Source organism: Klebsiella sp. 141162 (genome assembly GCF_050600755.1).
GTDB lineage: Bacteria > Pseudomonadota > Gammaproteobacteria > Enterobacterales > Enterobacteriaceae > Klebsiella > Klebsiella aerogenes.
In genome coordinates, this window is sequence record NZ_JAQIRI010000001.1 from 742,908 (window position 1) to 756,407 (window position 13,500).

General features: G+C 52.6%; 18 protein-coding genes. 17 read left to right on the forward strand and 1 reads right to left on the reverse strand.

All coding sequences use genetic code 11. From position 1 onward, the window contains the following. The first annotated feature begins 48 nt into the window (after positions 1-48). From PGR23_RS03465 to PGR23_RS03545, 17 genes are all read left to right on the forward strand, one after another. Complete coding sequence (locus PGR23_RS03465; protein ID WP_275549336.1) at positions 49-384, forward strand: DUF2190 family protein; 336 nt, start codon at positions 49-51, stop codon at positions 382-384. Next, positions 384-740, forward strand: coding sequence for a head-tail joining protein (locus PGR23_RS03470; protein WP_430915591.1), 357 nt, complete (start codon positions 384-386; stop codon positions 738-740). The genes PGR23_RS03465 and PGR23_RS03470 overlap by 1 nt, the downstream gene beginning before the upstream one ends. Before the next feature lies 1 nt (position 741). Continuing rightward, positions 742-1,398, forward strand: coding sequence for a hypothetical protein (locus PGR23_RS03475; RefSeq protein WP_430915592.1), 657 nt, complete (start codon positions 742-744; stop codon positions 1,396-1,398). 11 nt (positions 1,399-1,409) lie between these two features. After that, on the forward strand, positions 1,410-1,964 hold the full coding sequence (locus tag PGR23_RS03480) for a hypothetical protein (RefSeq protein ID WP_430915593.1): 555 nt from the start codon (positions 1,410-1,412) through the stop codon (positions 1,962-1,964). After that, positions 1,957-2,580 carry a phage baseplate assembly protein V gene (locus PGR23_RS03485; RefSeq protein ID WP_430915594.1) on the forward strand — a complete coding sequence of 208 codons (624 nt, stop codon included), beginning with the start codon at positions 1,957-1,959 and terminating at the stop codon, positions 2,578-2,580. Before PGR23_RS03480 ends, PGR23_RS03485 begins: the two co-directional genes overlap by 8 nt. Positions 2,581-2,618: 38 nt before the next feature. Next, the gene (locus tag PGR23_RS03490; RefSeq protein ID WP_430915595.1) at positions 2,619-4,088 is read left to right on the forward strand and encodes a phage tail sheath C-terminal domain-containing protein; all 1,470 of its coding nucleotides are present in this window, start codon (positions 2,619-2,621) and stop codon (positions 4,086-4,088) included. Beyond that, complete coding sequence (locus PGR23_RS03495; RefSeq protein WP_049045121.1) at positions 4,085-4,591, forward strand: phage major tail tube protein; 507 nt, start codon at positions 4,085-4,087, stop codon at positions 4,589-4,591. Before PGR23_RS03490 ends, PGR23_RS03495 begins: the two co-directional genes overlap by 4 nt. Positions 4,592-4,645: 54 nt before the next feature. Further along, complete coding sequence (locus tag PGR23_RS03500; protein WP_139397617.1) at positions 4,646-4,945, forward strand: phage tail assembly protein; 300 nt, start codon at positions 4,646-4,648, stop codon at positions 4,943-4,945. Positions 4,946-5,047: 102 nt separating this feature from the next. After that, positions 5,048-6,739, forward strand: coding sequence for a hypothetical protein (locus tag PGR23_RS03505; RefSeq protein ID WP_430915596.1), 1,692 nt, complete (start codon positions 5,048-5,050; stop codon positions 6,737-6,739). 5 nt (positions 6,740-6,744) lie between these two features. After that, a complete protein-coding gene (locus PGR23_RS03510; protein ID WP_417116801.1) occupies positions 6,745-7,206 on the forward strand; it encodes a phage tail protein in 462 nt (153 codons plus the stop codon). Further along, a complete protein-coding gene (locus PGR23_RS03515; protein WP_430915597.1) occupies positions 7,181-7,396 on the forward strand; it encodes a tail protein X in 216 nt (71 codons plus the stop codon). Before PGR23_RS03510 ends, PGR23_RS03515 begins: the two co-directional genes overlap by 26 nt. Positions 7,397-7,400: 4 nt before the next feature. After that, positions 7,401-8,516, forward strand: a complete 1,116-nt coding sequence (locus tag PGR23_RS03520) for a contractile injection system protein, VgrG/Pvc8 family (RefSeq protein ID WP_430915598.1) — start codon at positions 7,401-7,403, stop codon at positions 8,514-8,516. A gap of 37 nt (positions 8,517-8,553) precedes the next feature. Next, positions 8,554-8,907 carry a GPW/gp25 family protein gene (locus PGR23_RS03525; RefSeq protein WP_430915616.1) on the forward strand — a complete coding sequence of 118 codons (354 nt, stop codon included), beginning with the start codon at positions 8,554-8,556 and terminating at the stop codon, positions 8,905-8,907. Beyond that, the gene (locus PGR23_RS03530) at positions 8,891-9,811 is read left to right on the forward strand and encodes a baseplate assembly protein (RefSeq protein WP_430915599.1); all 921 of its coding nucleotides are present in this window, start codon (positions 8,891-8,893) and stop codon (positions 9,809-9,811) included. Before PGR23_RS03525 ends, PGR23_RS03530 begins: the two co-directional genes overlap by 17 nt. After that, complete coding sequence (locus PGR23_RS03535; protein ID WP_430915600.1) at positions 9,801-10,364, forward strand: phage tail protein I; 564 nt, start codon at positions 9,801-9,803, stop codon at positions 10,362-10,364. Before PGR23_RS03530 ends, PGR23_RS03535 begins: the two co-directional genes overlap by 11 nt. After that, positions 10,357-11,796 carry a phage tail protein gene (locus PGR23_RS03540; protein ID WP_430915601.1) on the forward strand — a complete coding sequence of 480 codons (1,440 nt, stop codon included), beginning with the start codon at positions 10,357-10,359 and terminating at the stop codon, positions 11,794-11,796. The genes PGR23_RS03535 and PGR23_RS03540 overlap by 8 nt, the downstream gene beginning before the upstream one ends. 26 nt (positions 11,797-11,822) lie before the next feature. Continuing rightward, on the forward strand, positions 11,823-12,245 hold the full coding sequence (locus PGR23_RS03545; RefSeq protein ID WP_430915602.1) for a tail fiber assembly protein: 423 nt from the start codon (positions 11,823-11,825) through the stop codon (positions 12,243-12,245). 29 nt (positions 12,246-12,274) lie between these two features. Here PGR23_RS03545 and PGR23_RS03550 read toward each other — a convergent pair whose 3' ends face one another. Further along, the gene (locus PGR23_RS03550; RefSeq protein ID WP_430915603.1) at positions 12,275-13,312 is read right to left on the reverse strand and encodes an acyltransferase family protein; all 1,038 of its coding nucleotides are present in this window, start codon (positions 13,310-13,312) and stop codon (positions 12,275-12,277) included. Positions 13,313-13,500 lie beyond the last annotated feature (188 nt).

Here is a 13,500-nt window from a genome sequence, read left to right on the forward strand (position 1 = left end):
TTTATATCCGGGGTGGCTGGGCTGCCCCTTAGTTTACGGAGATAAACCATGGCAACGAATTACTATCAGGATGGCAAAACGATGGACTGGAGCAACTCCACGGGTAAAGACGTGGTCTCGGGTCAGGCGGTGGCCGTCGGTAACATTATGGGCGTGGCACATGCCAATATTCCGAACGGTGGCGATGGAGTACTGCATATGGTTGGCGTTTTCATTCTCCCCAAAGTTGCAGAGGAAACCTGGCAACGTGGGGCGAAGCTGTATCTGAATGCTGAAAGTCTGCTCACAGCGGTGGCACCCGATGCAGATGCTGTTGTGGCCGGTACAGCCTGGATCACCTCAGGGGCAGGCGAGGCAGATAGCCACGTTCGTCTGGGCTTCTGATGAACCGCTTCCGACAACGCCTGATGCGAGCGGATGCCCGGATAAACCGGGCATTTGCGGAGGAAATCCTGGCCCTGCTTACCATCGGTCAGGAAAAACGTCCGGTGGTGGTGATTTTCGAATCGCCGGATGCGCCGGTCAGCGTGCCGGGCGGCGGCGAAATTCAGGATCATGCGCCGGCCTTCAGCGCCATGACGGCGGATATTCAGGGACTCGCAAAGCACGATGGTGTGGTGGTGAACGGTATGCCGTACCGCGTGACCCATGTCGGGACGGATGAAGAAGGGCGGACGCGGGTGACGCTGGCCTACGGTGAGCCGGGTAAGCCACAGCCGGAAATCGACAAGTGGAGTTGATATGGCCCGTGAAACCAGACTGCGACGGGATTTGTCCGTCGATATCGATGTTGATGCTATCTGGCGTATTGCTGAAAAAGTGGGTGCAACACAAAAGCAGTTTCGGGCGGCTTATTCCCGCGCGCTGCGGCGAACTGCGGCAACGTTACGCAAGAAGGCGATGGCTGACCTGAAAACGGGACTGGCTCCCCGCAGCCTTAATCTGGTCCGCCGTCGTCTGTTGTCATTCCGCCTTGATCGTGGGTCACAACTGGATAACTTCCGTCTCTGGTTTGGCCTGAATGCCATCAAGGTCAAAGACCTGAAGGGGCGGATTAATGGCCGGGTAAGACCACATCACTCCCGGCGGGATAAAGCCACGGGGCGGTTTATTAAGGCGCGCCGCCAGGCTGAAAACGCGGGATTCACACCCAAAGGTAGCCTGCTGTCTCCCCGGACGTTTGAAAACGGGGAAGTGGCACGCTCCCGCAGGGAGAACCGGCGAACGGTGGTGATTCGCGATCCTGACACCCGGCGGACCCACGAGGCGGAAATCGATATTTATGAACCGATGCTGAACTACATCGAGGATAACGCCTTTGCGGAGGCAATGGAGATTTTCATGCATCACTTTGAAAGCGATATCCGCGGCCGGGTAAAAGCAAAAATATCAGTCTGAGGGGGACAACTATGGCGGAACCTTTATTACTGGCGCAGTACCATGAGGCGGTGATTGCGGCACTGAAAAAAATCAGCTGGGTACGTGATGCTGATGCGTATCCGGAAAAGAATATCCCGCGATTCTCCGGTCTTGTTACGCCCGCGGTGTATTTCACCATTAACAGTTGGGAGCAGGCCGGGGGAAATGAGGGGCAGCTCAATATCGGGCTGGCCTGCGATCTGTTTGTGGTGGTGGATGCAGCCGGGGCGGGGATATCCAGTCCCGAAATTTTTGTCCGAACGGCGGCGGCAGACATTACCCAGTGGATTGACGGGCAGCAGTTTGGCCTGGGGCATATTGAACCCGCGGTGTTTACGTCCGCCGAACGCGATGAATTTGATCCGCGTATGGATGATTATCTGGTGTGGCGTATCTCCTTTACCCAGTCGGCGGCCTTTGGTGTCGATCCGTTTGCGCGGCGTAATGCTCCACTCAAAGCCGCCTGGCTTGGCAAAGCGCCGGCTATCGGGCGCGCCCATGTGGACGACTACCAGCTGATTTATGAGGCAACATCCGGTGAGTGAGATTGAGGGCGATTTACAGCGGCGCCTGGCGAATCTCGTGCGGCGCGGCGTCATCCACTCCGTGAAACATGACGGCATTCCGAAGTGCCGGGTGGATCTGGGTGATATCATCACCACATGGCTGCCGCTCTGTCAGGGATTTTCCGGCGCTAACCGGGCGGATTCCAATCCGTATGCGGTGGGGGATGCGGTCACGGTGCTGTCGGAGGCGGGTGAGCTGAATAATGGCCGGGTGTTTCCCGGCTGGAATACCGGCGGGCTTCCGGTACCGGAGGGGAGCGACAGTGAACATATCACCCGCTATGGCGACGGTACTGAAATTCGTTACGACCGTGCCACTCATGCGCTGACCATCACCCTTGTGGAGGGAGGCACCTACAAAATTACCGGGAAAGGCACGCTGGACGGTCCGGTGGAAATCACTGACACCCTGACTGTTCAGGGGAAAACGCAAATAAACGCCGATACGAACGTGACCGGAAATATCGGTGCCACACGGGAAATTTCGGACGGCGCGGGGAAAATGAGTGACATCCGTAGCACGTTTAACCGCCACGACCATGAAGAAAATGGAGACGGCGGCGGTATCACAAATCCCCCTAATCAGAAAATGTGACCTGCTTCAGCAGGTTTTTTTATGCCTGGAGAAAATGAATGGCGAATTTACATGGTGTGGAAACGATCGAACTGACTTCCGGGACGGTCGCGGTCATGACGATCCAGACGGCCATTATTGGTCTGGTGGGAACGGCGCCGAATGCCTCCACTGGCACGCCTGCCTCAGGAACCAGCGGGACGCCCATCCTGAATAACACGGTGGATTTTGCGGCAACCACGACCGGAAGAAGTGGCAACGTACTGCGTGTGGATGCGCAGGCAGGTCTGCCGCCATCCGAAAATCCCGCCGCGGTACCGACAACGGCGGAATGGGATGCGGCGTCATTAACGCTGACGGTCACGCTGGGTTGTGATGATAAAGGTGTACTGACGGCGACTGCTGCCGATGTGGTGGCAGCAGTCGCGGAAGTGCAGGGCAGTAAAATCAGCGCGAAGGGGGACGGCACGGGGCTGGTTTCACCGTTCAGTCTTCAACTCGCGGGTGGTGAAGATGAGCCGTTTCCGCTGAATACGCCAGTGGCCGTTGTCGGTACCACCATGCTGTCCCGGCTCGGTGAAAAAGGAACGCTGAAGCAGGCGCTGAATGAAATTAACGATCAGCGTAATGCCCTGACGGTGGTGGTCAGAGTGGCTGAAGATGCGAAAGAGGAGGCACAACGAGCTGCCGTTCTTGCCGGGATCGGTATGTTGCCTTCTGCAAAATCCGTGACCACCTGGCAGCCGCGCATTGTGATTGCCCCGGGCTTCAGCGAGGACGATGCCGTAGGTAAGGCGCTGGAGACGGTGGCCGGGAAACTCCGGGCTGTCGCTTATGTTGACTGCGCGTCTGGCGCCACGCTGCAGGAAGTGGTGCAGCGCCGCCAGTCCTATGGGGCCCGAGTGGAACTGCTACGTCCCCGCGTGCAGGTAAGCGATGCGTCAGGCCAGCTGGTATACCGGCCCTATTCCGCTTTTGCGGCGGGGCTGCGTGCGCGTATCGATTACGAAAAAGGCTGGTGGTGGAGCAAATCCAATCAGGACATCAACAATATTCTGGGCGTGGAGCAGGTTGATGAATTTATCCTGGGGGAGGAAAACTGTGATGCGAACCTGCTCAATATGCAGAACGTCTCCACCATCATCCGCCGTGCCGGCTTTAAGCACTGGGGAAACCGTCTGTGTGCCACCGATCCTCAGTGGCGTTTCGAGTCTGTTCGCCGTACCGCCGATGTTATCGAGGACAGCATTCAGGAATCGATGCTGGAATATGTGGATCGACCGCTGGACCGGGAGAACGCCGACGACATTATTGGCACCATCAATGCGTATCTCCGCCAGCTGGTCAATCTTGGTGCGATTTTCGGTGGGCGGGCCTGGCTGGATGAGGAGCTGAATACCGCGGAAAGCATGGCGGCCGGCGTCCTCTATATCAACTATGACTTCGGTCCGAAATCGCCGACTGAACTTATCAGCCTGCGCGTCCGGGTGAATAACAACTATGCACTTGAGGAGATGCTGGCAGCATGAGCGAAAAAAACACACTACGCGTCTGGACCTTCTTCCGGCAGGGGGTACGTATTCAGGGGGCGCATGAATTCACGCCGCCGGCACTGTCCATCGTCAAAACCGACCTGCGCACGGGGGCACAGGATGCGCCCACTCCCGTTGATGACGGCATGGAAGCGCTGACCTGTCAGGTGAAATTCTACGGCATCGACACGGATATGCTGACCGCGTTTGGCTTCGTCAGCGGTAACCGTCCACGTTTTACCGCTTATCAGGGGTATCTGGCGAATGGTACCGCACTGGGGACGATCGAAGAGATTGAGGGGTTTGTCTTCAACGTCACACCGGACGCCCGCGGTAATGCAAACCTGTCTGAAAATGCGGTGACGGTCGATATCGCCGTGAGCTATTACCGGCAGACCAGAGATGGCCGTGAACTGTTTGCCATCGATACCGAGCGGTTTTCTCGCCGGGTTAATGGTGTGGATGTCCTTTCCGGCCTGGCGGCAAAAGTCCGGCTCTGATCTTTCCTTTCTTCTGACGGCCTGCGGGCCGTTTTTCTTATCCCGGAGTGTTATATGAGTTTTCCTGGCGAGATACGCGTTATTACCTTTTATTCACCGCTCACGCTGGAGGATGGTTCCGTACTGGAACAGGTGTCCATGCGGGAGCCGCTGGTGCGTGACCGTATTGCGCATTCCAAAGATCGCGGTAATGACGAAGAGAAAGAGGCCCGCATGATTGCGCAATTGTGCAGTCTCAGTGAGCAGGATATCTGGAAACTGACCGCTGCCGACTATGCGCAACTGCTGGATGCCTTCAACGTTTTTATGCTCCCGCCCGCCGAGCGTCCGAAAAAGGGCTGCTGCGGGCAATAAGGTTTCTGGGCCGGCGTCTGCATTTTCCCATGACGGACTATCTGGATATGCCGTTCAGTACCTTTTCTGATTTTCTCATTGATGAAGTGGAGGCGGTAAACCGTGGCCGGAATCAGCCAAAACCTTAAAGCCGTCATCACCTTTGGCGGCAACATCGACAGCTCCTGGGGCCGTTCGGCCAGCGGCCTGCAGAAAAGCCTGAAAGGGGTCGGGAAGCAGTCAGAGAAACTGACAAAGGATCAGTCGAAGCTCGCCGCCGAAATTAAACGCGCGAAGCTGGCCGGGCAGAGTATTGGCGATCTGAAACGCCGGTACAGTGAGGTCTCCCGTGAAATCCGCAAAACGGAGGCAGAACAGCAAAAACTGAATGCGCAGATGCAGAAAGCGCAACGGCTGGCCGCCTTTAAGGGGGCCGGTAAGGGGCTGTTTCGCCGGGGCCTGGGCGTCGCCGGGCAACTGGGCGGGATGATGGCGCCGGGTCTGGCCATTGGCGGCGGCGGGGCGGTGGCCACCGCACTGGGGGCGTTGATAGCGCCAGCTGCCACAAACACGGAGACGGCCCGCCGGGCCAGTGTGGCAAAAAGCTACGGCGTGGATGTGACCACATTCGATGCGTGGGACACACTGGCGAAAAAGTACGATATGAACGGGGAAAATATTGCTGACCTGTTTGAAGAGTACCTGCATAAAGCCGGCGAGTATAAGCAGAACGGGAAGCAGGGTAGCCTGCAGGATGCTTTTGAGACCCTCGGGTTTAAAGCCGGGGATTTTGCCGGGCTCAGTAATATGGCTCAGTTTGACAAAATTATTGAGCGGGCGCTGACCCTTAAGGATGATTCGAAATCATCTTTTGCGCTGGACTCCCTGTTTGGTGGAGAGGCAAGTAAGTTGCTGATGCTCCTGAAGCTGTCCGGGAAAAGTTATCGCGATCTGATGGACGAACAACGGCGATATAACCTGGTCACAAAAGAGGGCGCGGACGGGGCGATCACCGGCAGCCGGGCCATCAGCGATCTGCAGACCGTGTTGTCTTCCGCCATGGCGGAGATTTCCGGGCAACTGGGTAATGAGCTGTCCCCTGATATTCGCAAACTCACGGATGATTTAGCTGACTGGTTTAAGGGCGGTGGGATCCGGCGTGTCGTGAACTTTCTGCGCCATGACCTCTACCCCGGAGTGCTGACATTCGGTCAGGGGGTTTTCTTTGTCGGGAAGATTATTTACGCACTGGCGAAAAAACTGTCATGGCTACTCCCTGATGATCGTGCCGATCAGAAAGATGTTCTCAATTCTCTGGCGCGGACCGGATCTGTCGATATTGCCAGAATGACAGCACAGCGAAAGGGTCAGGGAGAGTGGTTCGAACAGCAGCTTCAGCAGCATCCCGACTTACCGGAGAAAGTAAAGCAGTCATACCTCTCAACCCGCGGTTACTTCAGTGATGATGATGCCGCCTTTAACCAGTCACTGGAACCGTATATGACGGCTCAGTCAGATGGTTTACCCGACTGGAACGAGACACTGAAAGGCCCTAGCGGCGCTGCAGCTAATCAATCAGATAGTGGGTCATCTGGCGGGGAATGGGATGTGCTGATGCAGCAGTTGTCCGAGGCTGATAAAAGCAGCCAGACACCGCAATTTAACGATCACAGTGTCAAAAATTACAGTTTCACCATTAATGGTGCGCCCGGACAGAGCGAGCAGGGGATTGCTGATGCCGTTGTCGGCGTCACTAAAACGGCCCCGGCGTTTGCGGGAAACAGCAGCATGCAGGATGGAGGGTTTAACTGGTGAGTGAAATTATTCCTGTCTTTGAAGATTTCGGGCAGGCGCAGTCTTCTTCCATTCGGGGAGGTCAGGCTGCCCGGGTGATGATGATGCTTGGCGACTTCGCGTTCTCGATAGACTCCACTGCATACAACCAGCTGACCCGGGAAGCCAGCTGGCGCTGGAGTGAGCAGGAACGTATCGGTAAACAGGATCTTCTGCAGTATACCGGCAAACCTGGCCGGACGGTCAGGCTGGAGGGGGAGGCGCATGCCATGTTCCGCAAAGGCGTGGATGCGGTAAACGATCTCCATGACCTTAGCGACCAGGCAAAACCGCAACAGCTGGTCAGCGGTGAAGGGGATGTGCTGGGCTGGTGGGTGGTGACCGAATTTTCTGACTCGACGAATAAATTTCTGCCGGGCGGCGGTCACCGCAATAAAAACTGGAATATGACGTTAAAACATTATGCAGACGATTTATCAGACCTGTGATGGTGACGTGCTGGATGCAATTTGCGCGCGACATTACGGCACCGGGAACCTCTCCTTTACGGTCACTCAGGTACTTGAAGCTAACCGGGGACTGGCGGACCTGGACGCAATTTATCCGGCAGGGATAATGATCATCTTGCCCGATCTGGTACCGCCTGTTGATGATTCACCTTTCAGTTTGTGGGACTAGTGATATGGCGCAGAGTGTTTCACCCGAATATGCGCCGGCGTTCAGCGTCAGCGCGGAAGGGAAAGATATTACGCGAGCGCTGCAGGAACGACTGGTGGAGCTCACCCTGACCGATTATGGCGGTGCCACCGCGAAAGCGGATGAACTGAAGATTACCATTCATTCGGAAACCATGGCACTGCCGGCCAAAGGTGCCCGCCTGCGGGTGGGGCTGGGGTTTAATGACCAGCTTACCGACAAAGGCTGGTTTGTTGTTGCGGGGGTGGGCAGCAGTGGCCCACCGCGGCGTATTGAAATCTATGCGACGGCTGCACCGATGAACGCCCAGAAGCAACCCGGCGATGTACTCAGCCAGAAGACCCGCAGCTGGGATAACCTGCGTCTGGCCGACATCGTTAAAACGGTGGCAACGGATAACGGGTTGATTGCCCGCGTGGCCAGTGAGCTGGCCGACATCCATATTGACCATGTGGATCAGGTGGCTGAATCGGATGCGAATCTGCTGTCCAGGCTGGCCCGCACCTGTAATGCCGTCAGCAAACCTTCAGGAGGATACTGGCTCTTTCTGCTGCAGGGCGCGACGGCAAACGTTTCAGGGGAGCAGACTGGCGGTGTGACCGTGACACCGGAAGAAGTCTCAAACTGGTCATACAGCGAAGGGGAACGTGGCAGCTCGACAGGAAAAGCCACGGGCAAGAGTGGCAAGCCTGCCGGCAAGATCTGCGTGCGTTACTACGATGAAGTGGATGGTAAAACCAAAACCACCACCGTGGATCACGATGGGCCGTCTCTCGCCAACCCCTTTACCCAACCTGCGAAATCCACCGCCGATCAACAGGCAAAAGCCAGAAAAACACAGGCCAGGCGAAATGAACAAAAAATGACGGTGACCGGGCCGTGTCGCCCGAAGCACATTCCCCTGACTGCTGAATCATCGGTCACCACATCGGGATTTGGTTCCCGTGAAGACAGGGCCTGGGTGGTGGAATCGCTGGTGTATTCCCTCACTTCCGCCGGGCTCAGTTATACCTGGAATCTGGTGGTGGATATTCATAAACCGGCCAAACCAGCAAAAAAATCCGGCGGCAAAGGTAAGACCGGCCCGGATTACTTCGGCTAACTCTCCGCCTGACGGCGAAACCATACGGGAAATCATGATGAACGGTGTGAACTGCCGGACTGGCAAACGTCTGTCCGGTGCGGCGCATTTGCGCCAGTCGGTGAGCGACATACTGAATACGCCAGTCGGTAGCCGGGTGCTGGTTCGGGATTACGGCAGTGATTTGTTTGCCTTAGTGGACAATCCACGTGATGACCTCACCCGGTTACGGATCATTGCCGCGACGGCATCGGCGCTTGCCAGATGGGAGCCACGGCTGAAAGTCACCCGCGTTGTGGTCTCCTTTCCGGATAATGATTCCGGGTGCATCGTCGATATAGAGGGGATCAATAAAGAGAATCTTTCACCTGTAACCACTGGAGGCATACCCGTTTATGGCAAGCAGCTATGACGTGATTAACCTGTCTGAACTGGCCGTTCCTGATGCCATTGTGGTACCGGATGCGGCCACTATTTTTTCTCGCTGGCTGGCACGTCTTCGGGCACTCGATTCGACGTTTGATGCGCTGGTGGAGTCTGACCCGACGTACAAACAGGGCGAGGTTAATGCTTATCAGCTGACTCTCGCTTTCCAGCGCGTGAACGATGCGGTCAGAGCGGTATTTCTTGCCAGTGCTCAGGGGAGCGATCTGGATCAGATTGGCGCGGCTTTTAACGTCCAGCGGTTTGTTACCACGCCAGCCGATCCCGGGGCGGTACCTCCCGTTGAAGCGGTACTGGAAGATGATGATGCTTTTCGTGAGCGTATCCAGTTGTCCTGGGCGCAACTGAACACTGCCGGCGCGCGTAATGCTTACCGTTTTTTTGCCAAATCTGCGGGCGCTGACGTTCTGGATGCGGATGCCTATGGCCCGGAGACGCATGGCCGGCCGGGTGAAGTGGATGTGTATGTGCTTTCCCGTTCGGGTGATGACATTGCACCGCAAGCCCTGCTGGACAAGGTTGCGGATACCCTGAACGCCGACGAGGTACGCCCGCTGACGGATTTTGTCAGCGTGAAAAGTGCCGTGAATATTCCTTATGAGGTTACGGCTGAGCTGGAAATCCCGGATGGCCCTGACGCGCAGACTGTGCTTCAGAATGCGATAAGGGTGGTGACGTCGTACACCGAACTTTCGCACAGAATCAGAATGCTGGTGTCGCTGGATGCATTTTATGCCGCACTGAGACAGGCGGGGGTGGTCAGGATACGGCTGAGCAGCCCGGTTGCGGATATCGAACCGGAAGCAGGGAAGGCACCATGGTGTACTGCCATCAATGTGACCCGAAAACAGGAGGCAACAGGTGGCCGATAAATTTCGCTCCCTGCTTCCTCCTGCATCACTTCATCAGGAGAGGGCACAGGAGCAGGCCGGACGGGAACAGATCCGGGCCCTCGACACTGATATGGTCCGGGAAGTGAAAAATCCGGACACCTGCCCGCTCCATTTGTTGCCGTGGCTGGCCTGGGAATTTGCCGTGGATTTCTGGGATGACAGCTGGACGGAGCAGGAAAAAAGACAGGTTATCCGTGATGCAGCCTATGTACACCAGCACAGGGGGACCGCCGGTGCAGTGAGGCGGTCATTGAGTGCCGTCAGTCTGCCAACCACCGTTGTTGAATGGTGGGAAGAAACGCCCCGTAAGGCTCCCTACACCTTCAGGATAGAGGTTTACAGCCAGCAGGAAATTGATGCTGCGCTTTACAGCAAGATCCGCCGGCAGGTGGATAAAGCCAAAAACTTGCGCAGCTGGATGAGCGGGATCGACGTCATCGCGGATTTAGGCTCAAACGGGAACTTCTATGCGGGTGGCGCCGTGACCAGCTATATCGATATTGTGATTGAGGTAAAAACAGAAAATGTCTGAGAAATATTACAGCATACTGACAAACCGTGGAAAGGCGCTTGAGGCCGAATCCGCGGCCAGCGGGAAGCCGGTTATCCTGAAGGATTTTGTGATTGGCGACGGGAGCGGGCAAGCGGTTACGCCAGACCCGGCAAACACTACCCTTGTTCATGAGGTTTATCGAGGTGCAATATCCTCGCTGGCGGTTTCCCCTGAGCAGGATAATCAGTTTATTGCGCAGCTGGTATTGCCTGCTGATATCGGCGGTTTTACCGTCCGTGAAGTGGGTCTTCTGACAGACAGCGGAGAACTGTATGCCGTCGGGAACTGTGCAGCCATCGAGAAACCCGAAAGTGGGGTGAGTGTCCGGTTACAGTTTCGCCTGGCGGTGAATGAAACCGCTGATATAGAACTTAAGGTTGCTACCGGGGATGGGCTTTTCCTGCGGCAGGATGCCAATCTTAATGATGTTAATAATAAGGCAGAATCGCGTAAGAACCTCGGGCTGGGTAGTGCGGCGATAAAGGATACCGGCACCAGTGGGGATAAAGTTCCTGTATTAAACGTGAGCAATACATGGGGGGCCAAGCAGTCAATCAATAATTCCAGCAATGCAACGACGGATGTTACGCTGGATATCTCAGGGGTACAGCATACGCCTCTGGTGCTCCGTCGCCCTTCAGCTAATGCTAATTTATCGATCGGGTTTCAACTTCAGGGGATGAGTACGAAACGCCTTGGAATCAATCTTGAAGGAGACCTTTGCTACGGTGAACAGGAAAATCAGGGAGCTAACCCCAGAATTATTACGCAATCAATATTAGATAATAAAGGTTTAACTGTAGGTGGAATTACGCTACTCAAGGGGAATACTACAGTAGCTAAATTAACGGCAACAGGTAGTATAGCCAATACCAGTGAAGAGTATGTCATTAAAAGTGGAGTTGGGCCTGTTGCTAATAACTCACGATTTACACGTGGATATCGAATTACTGGAGTTAACAATACGTCTGCTGATTTAGGTTTTACAGAACAAATTGGTCAATATTACGCATTATCGTTTCATGTGGTAGGTGCAGTTAACGATAAATGGTTTGAGTTCAGAGATAATGGCGATGCTGTTATTCAGGGTGACATTCAGGGACCATTATGGAATGGTTCACTGAGTAACTATATTGGTAATATGCGGAACCAGGTAAATAAGTCTACCAGTGGCTGGTTTAAGGATTCTGTAACTGGGTTTATTACTCAGTGGGGAACTATATCCGGAGTTTCAGGTACAGACATTACATTTCCAATAGCATTTCCAAACTCGTGTACGGCGGTAGCTGCTAGCGATTCTGGAGTGGCAGCCTGGGCTACTGGCGCTTCTAACCGGAGTCGTTGGGGGTTTAAGTTACAAAGCAATTCAGCAGGAAGTGTTACCGCAACCTATATCGCGGTAGGGTACTAAATAATTATTGAAATGGATGAATACGCATGAGATATGTTTATGATGGGAACACGAATAGTTTTTACCCAATTGAAATGAAGCCCGAATATCAACAAGCGGGAGTTTGGCCAGAAGATGGCGTAGATGTAAGTGAAGGTGTTTTTTTAAAATACACAGCGATACCACCAAAAGGAAAACAGAGAGGGTGTGACTACAACGGTTTTCCTGTGTGGGTGGATCTTCCGCCACTAACGAAAGAACAACATATCGGTGAAGCAAAAAAGAAGGTTGCAGAATTATTAGGTGTTGCTAATGAAAAAATCACTCCCCTACAAGATGCAGTAGATTTAAATATAGCAACAGAACATGATTTGGAATCTTTAAGGGAATGGAAAAAATTCAGGGTTTTGGTGAGTAGAATAAATTTCGATGATGCGCCTGAAATAGTCTGGCCTGTAAGGCCAGACTAAATAGTAGTGATGTAATAACAAGTTCGTTTTTATAAAAAACGCATAAAAGGCTTTTCAATGCATATGTTTATTAGCTTGGATATTACTATTAATAGAGTGACAAAAATTATTGTTGTTAACCAGTTGAGCGGCATGGATAAAGTTCTTGTCATTACATACAGTAATAGAATATGTATCATGTAACTAGGGTAAGAGATATCGCCTAGGAAAGCACTTATTCTTCCTGACAGCAATCGATATATAATCCCCTTTTCAGTGCCAAGCGAGCAAATGAATATTGAAAATATAAAAGGGGCAAAAATTTCATTTGCTCTTTCATATCCTAAGTCAGAGAATAGGCTTAAATATAAAATAATCACCGCCACTTGTAATGCTGAATTAACTTTGTCATATTTTAAAATTTTTATTTTGTCTAGTACAACGAATGATAATATTCCAAGTGAGTAGTCAAGTAATGTGCGGATTAAACCAAACATTATATAACGGTTATAGTTATCATATTGAATGTCCATGTAGTTTGGAGATTCTTTATTTATGACCAAAAATGAATAAAGTATTGCAATTAAAAGTGATGGGAATAGTAGCGGTTTTGCATGCTTATGTAAAAAATATACCGCTGGGAATATGACTATTCCCAACCATAGTTCTGCGGAAATAGTCCAAGAAATTGCTAAGCTTCCAATATATGCAAAACCTTCCTTTGAATCAAATGGAATGATTTGTGCTATTCCAATTATTTTTACTATCTCAGAGAAGGTCGGTATTGGAGTTCCTTTTAAAATGATGGCCGATAACGCTGTAAGTAGAGCGCAAAAAAGATAAACTGGGGCCAATCTGATGTAACGCTTCTTTGCGAATGTTATAGAGCAAAAAGTATCTTTGTTTAGAATCGACTTAGCGAGAACGAAACCACTTAAAACCAGGAAGAAATCCACGGCTAATATAAATGAGTGTGGGAAATTATAATTGTTATTCCAATAGTAAAAGTGTCCTATGGCTACAAGTATAGCCATAATACCTCTGAAAAAATCGAAACTTAAGTTTCTTGTATTATGTTTGAGTTCCACTCCAACCCCTTTCCTTTAGGAACTGATAATTTGACCACTATAACATAGTGCCTATTTCATGGGCACTATATATCAATGACATAGTGATCATTTGTCCAGATTCTATTGTTGAAGGTCATACTCACAAATGTGAGAGTAGAAACTACTTAGTCATACCTGCCAACTTGTTGGTCAGTTCTTCTCGTTGT

What these genes read in the sequence shown, in the direction of transcription:
- PGR23_RS03545 (WP_430915602.1), top strand. Translation starts at nt 11,823, where the DNA reads ATGAGATATGTTTATGATGGGAACACGAATAGTTTTTACCCAATTGAA.
- PGR23_RS03480 (WP_430915593.1), top strand. Translation starts at nt 1,410, where the DNA reads ATGGCGGAACCTTTATTACTGGCGCAGTACCATGAGGCGGTGATTGCG.
- PGR23_RS03465 (WP_275549336.1), top strand. Translation starts at nt 49, where the DNA reads ATGGCAACGAATTACTATCAGGATGGCAAAACGATGGACTGGAGCAAC.
- PGR23_RS03490 (WP_430915595.1), top strand. Translation starts at nt 2,619, where the DNA reads ATGGCGAATTTACATGGTGTGGAAACGATCGAACTGACTTCCGGGACG.
- PGR23_RS03525 (WP_430915616.1), top strand. Translation starts at nt 8,554, where the DNA reads ATGAACGGTGTGAACTGCCGGACTGGCAAACGTCTGTCCGGTGCGGCG.
- PGR23_RS03540 (WP_430915601.1), top strand. Translation starts at nt 10,357, where the DNA reads ATGTCTGAGAAATATTACAGCATACTGACAAACCGTGGAAAGGCGCTT.
- PGR23_RS03495 (WP_049045121.1), top strand. Translation starts at nt 4,085, where the DNA reads ATGAGCGAAAAAAACACACTACGCGTCTGGACCTTCTTCCGGCAGGGG.
- PGR23_RS03475 (WP_430915592.1), top strand. Translation starts at nt 742, where the DNA reads ATGGCCCGTGAAACCAGACTGCGACGGGATTTGTCCGTCGATATCGAT.
- PGR23_RS03500 (WP_139397617.1), top strand. Translation starts at nt 4,646, where the DNA reads ATGAGTTTTCCTGGCGAGATACGCGTTATTACCTTTTATTCACCGCTC.
- PGR23_RS03530 (WP_430915599.1), top strand. Translation starts at nt 8,891, where the DNA reads ATGGCAAGCAGCTATGACGTGATTAACCTGTCTGAACTGGCCGTTCCT.
- PGR23_RS03520 (WP_430915598.1), top strand. Translation starts at nt 7,401, where the DNA reads ATGGCGCAGAGTGTTTCACCCGAATATGCGCCGGCGTTCAGCGTCAGC.
- PGR23_RS03515 (WP_430915597.1), top strand. Translation starts at nt 7,181, where the DNA reads ATGCAGACGATTTATCAGACCTGTGATGGTGACGTGCTGGATGCAATT.
- PGR23_RS03470 (WP_430915591.1), top strand. Translation starts at nt 384, where the DNA reads ATGAACCGCTTCCGACAACGCCTGATGCGAGCGGATGCCCGGATAAAC.